Source organism: Bartonella sp. AA56HLJMS (genome assembly GCF_042197145.1).
Taxonomy (GTDB): Bacteria; Pseudomonadota; Alphaproteobacteria; order Rhizobiales; family Rhizobiaceae; genus Bartonella.
This window is the reverse complement of sequence record NZ_JBHIRL010000044.1, coordinates 1-4,053: the sequence shown is the minus strand read 5'-3', so window position 1 is coordinate 4,053 and position 4,053 is coordinate 1. Positions and strand designations below refer to the sequence as shown.

Below are 4,053 nucleotides of genomic sequence, written 5' to 3'. Positions count from 1 at the left end.
GGTACAGGGGCAACGGTAGGGATATTTGTTTCAGGATCAGGATTTGAACCAGAATTGGAGTCAAGCAGTTCGGGTTGCAAACGGAAATCCCAGAAGTTTTCATTCTTTTCATCAAAGAGGTTTTGCGCAATATCGGCTTTTCCTTGGCTTGAGTCTGGTCCATAGGCACGTAGTGTATACATATCTGGTAAGCCACCTCTTGTGGTATAGCCATTTACGAGTTTGAAAGAGTTTTCAGTTGCTTTTCCAGAAACTTGAATGAGTGAAAGCCCCCGTACATTAGGAGCAGCAGAGGTATTTACTTGACTACTGTTCTTTTCTACGCGTCCTGAAACATAAACTGATGTGTTGCCAGAGACATCCCCATGGATCAAAAGTCTATCGGTTTTTTGGTCATTTATTGCAGCACCATCACTCCAAGCCGTGTTGAAGTAAATCTTTGCGTCACCAGAGGCATTGTAGACGGCTTGCGTGTCTGGTTTACCAGAACCTATATACAAAGTTTGGTAATGCTGTTTTTCTGTTGGCTTGCTAAACATAATGGAGCTGTTATCGAGATTAAGCGTAGAAATATCGGAACGAGATCTTTGAGCAATATCAAGTAGTTTTCCATCAGCATCTTTTTCATTGTTACTGATCTTCAACGTCCATTTTGTGTCGTTTTTCAGATCAAAGCGTGTTTGCCCATTTTCGTCATTTCTTACACCGCCTTGTAAGACAGAATGGTCTGCGGTTAAAGTAAACATTTCAACAGGTTTTGTCTTCTGCTTTATGTTTTTGAATAACGTATCTGCAAGGATTTTTGAATTTTTGAGATTAATTTTCCCCATTGATTCATCGGTATTTATTCCAATACCATTTTCAACGATCAGATCTGTATTGGTCAAATTAACTTCACTGTTTTGCCAATCTTGTGGATTACTATTACTTAGGCCGTTTAACTTATTTTGAGACAAATCTGCAAAATTTACCCCAGCAACCCCTGCTGTTGCAGAAGTATTTGCGAGATCAATATGTCCATTTCTGTTTATCTTTAGTGCAATTAGTGTTGCATCTATTTTGTTTTCAGCGCCATTGATCATCTTAATCGTGCTATTGGATGCGACAAGTCCAAAATCAACTTTTTCAATCGTTGTTTTTCCGTTTAATTCAATGACGCTATTTGCAGCAGCATTTACACCCATGCTGGGCAGTTCGATTCCCTCAATATTTGTTTTCTTCCCTTTTATCGTTAATTCTTCACTTGTGATTTTGCCTCCATCCGTTACATAAAGACCAAAGAGAGTCTTCGTAATCGTTGTTTTTCCTTTTAATTCAATGACGCTGTTTGGGCCCTCAGCTGATGCGCCTGTAACTGAGCTTTCGCCATTTTCTGTGAGTGCAACATCTTTAACATTAATATATCCACCCAAAGTTGCATATAATGAATTATTACTCCCAGTAACAGTTCCTCCTGTCATGAAAATTTTTGATTGCTCACCAATGGCACTCAGCGCATTATGCTCAGATGAAATGATTTTCGCACCATTGTTTAAAGTAATGCTACTGCCGTTTTGAGCAATTATTGCTTCTCCTTTTGCCTCAAAAGATCCGCCGGTGATTGTTATTTGAGATTTGTTATCTGCTAAGATGCTGTTTTTTGCTTTCGTGACGGTTACATTATTTAAAGTGACAATACTTCCTTTGTCAGCACTTATCCCTTTATCCATAAGAAAGTCATCATTTCCGCTTGATATTTTTACATCTTTCAGCGTGTTTTCTTTGCTGGTGGTGTTAAGAAATGATGCACCTACTGCTTTGTCTCCTGTGACCTCAATCGATCCTCCGGTCATCTTGATTGTCGCATTATCACTTTCGGCTTTAACACCGATCGAAGCATTTTTAATTGTTGTGTTACCATTCAATTCAATAGTGCTGGAACCTCTTGCAAATGCACCGAATTTTGTTCCTTCACCATTTGCTGTGAGCACAACATCTTTAACATTAATATATCCACCAGCTTTTGTATATAATACACTATTGCTACCGGTAACAGTTCCCTCTGTCATAAAAATTTTTGATTGCTCACCAATGGCATTGAGCCCATCACCGTTAAGTGATGTGATTTTTGCCTTATTGTTTAAAGTAATGATACTACCGTTTCGAGCATTGATTGCTGTTTCGTTTGCCTCAAAAGATCCATCGATAACTGTTACTTGAGTTTGGTTATCTGCAAAGATGCTGTTTTTTGCTTTTTTAACAGTTATATTTTTCAAAGTGAGTTTACTTTTTTTTTCAGCTTTTATTGCGTTATAGGGTTCGCTGTTTTCACTTGTTATTGTGACATTTTCCATATTTCCGTTACCAGCATTTAGCTGAATAGCGGTTTTATCAACATTGATAGAACCTCCTGTCATTTTGAATGTAGCGTTATCCGATATATTAACGCCGTATTCATAGGAAGATTTAGTTCCAAGTGGAGCACCAATGATGGTATTGTCCGATAATTCAATCAAACTATCGGATCCTTTAACGGTGACAACGGTTGTAACAGATGGTGGTGTTGGAGAGGTACTCCCCAGCTTTAAATTCTTGCCGATGATTTTTCCACCTGTTTCTGCCCAAATATTATCGTAGCTTTCTTTAGAGACTTCCATTTTTTTTCCATCAGAAACTTTAAGTTCTTTAAGTTCTTCCGCTTGTGTGTTGTGGTAGGTCCCAAATAATAGAATTGCTGCAGTTGCTGTATGCGATAAAAGAGATTTTTTAGACATTTATGTTCTCCTCACTTAAAACTAAGCTACAAATATTTTTTCTGTTTGCCATATCTCCACTTGTTATAAGAAGAACAAACAATATAAGAAAATAAATAATGGTCTATAAAAATATTCTTCTTGCTCACTATTTTATAATTTAATTATAGTTTTATAATTTACTTATAGTCAAATTAAAAAACATAATAATTAATGTATATATTTACATTTAAGTCATATTATATTTATAGTTTTAGTTATTACGTATTAAATATATAATTAAAAATATTAAAATGATATTTAAATACAATATTATAAGCAAATGATCGTTGTTTGTTTGTACTTTTTAATGTTATCACAGTACTGTCATATATTTTGATGCATTAAGGAGAATAAAGGGGGGACAGCATCGTTGGGAACAGCCGTCAGCAAAAATTAAAAAAGTTTACTTAATTTTAGATCTGAGGTGTTTTATATTGGATGTAATGTGTTTTATAAATATGCTAAAGAGTACTGATTGATGCTTTTATAAATCTTAGTTTCTTCTTGAGTATTTTGATAAAGTGGTTGATGTCTTTGTTTTTTGGGTGTATTTAATTAAATTATCTGCGTAAAGAAATATTTTGCAGTATGTTTCCTGTGTAAAGAGGAAAATAATAGTAGCTTGTGCTTTTTATCTACTTACGACAGTAAAACTTTACATTTTCTTTTTGCTTTGAGAAAAAGGGGAAGGGGATTTTATGAAGCAAGCGCGATTTATCAATAAACATATATGATTTATCAATAAATACATATAAGGTGTTTTTTCTGAAAGTTTTACTTTCACTTGGAGATGAAGCGCTTTGCGACATTTTTGTTTATGAGAGATAAATGCCATTCAATATCTAAGACAGCGTAAGGGGCAGATTTCTCAAAATCACTGAATTTATTCTCACCCTTAAGCATAACCACCCGCTTTAGTGCATATTTTCATTCTTTTGCGCAAAGACTGCTACACGCATTTCACGCTCCCCAATTCCAGCAAATTGGCAAGACCTTCCACAGCTGTCTTTTCAGGATTATAACGAAAGCGTTTTTTTGCCTGTGTACGAGCAACTACTTCAATCTGGTATGCATCAAAAACAATACCTAGCCTTGTCAATCAATAAATCTTGATGGAGATGATCTTGGGAGGATAAAGAACAAAAGCTATTCGAGCGATCTTTTTATGAAAGGGTGTCAAGAATAAAAAAAGGCAGCATATCGTGCTGCCTTTTTATTAAATTGAATAGAATGAATAGGCTATTTTTACAGCCTTGATTTAAAACTGATAGCGTATGCC

At 35.5% G+C, this 4,053-nt stretch carries 2 protein-coding genes; both read right to left on the bottom strand.

The genetic code is table 11. The features are described 5' to 3' along the window. Window positions 1–2,753, bottom strand: a 2,753-nt coding sequence (locus tag ACFINI_RS09405) for an autotransporter outer membrane beta-barrel domain-containing protein (protein ID WP_375647988.1), incomplete at its 3' end; no start/stop codon positions are given. Between the two features lie 970 nt (window positions 2,754–3,723). Further along, a complete protein-coding gene (locus tag ACFINI_RS09400) occupies window positions 3,724–3,873 on the bottom strand; it encodes a hypothetical protein (protein ID WP_375612614.1) in 150 nt (49 codons plus the stop codon). Window positions 3,874–4,053 lie beyond the last annotated feature (180 nt).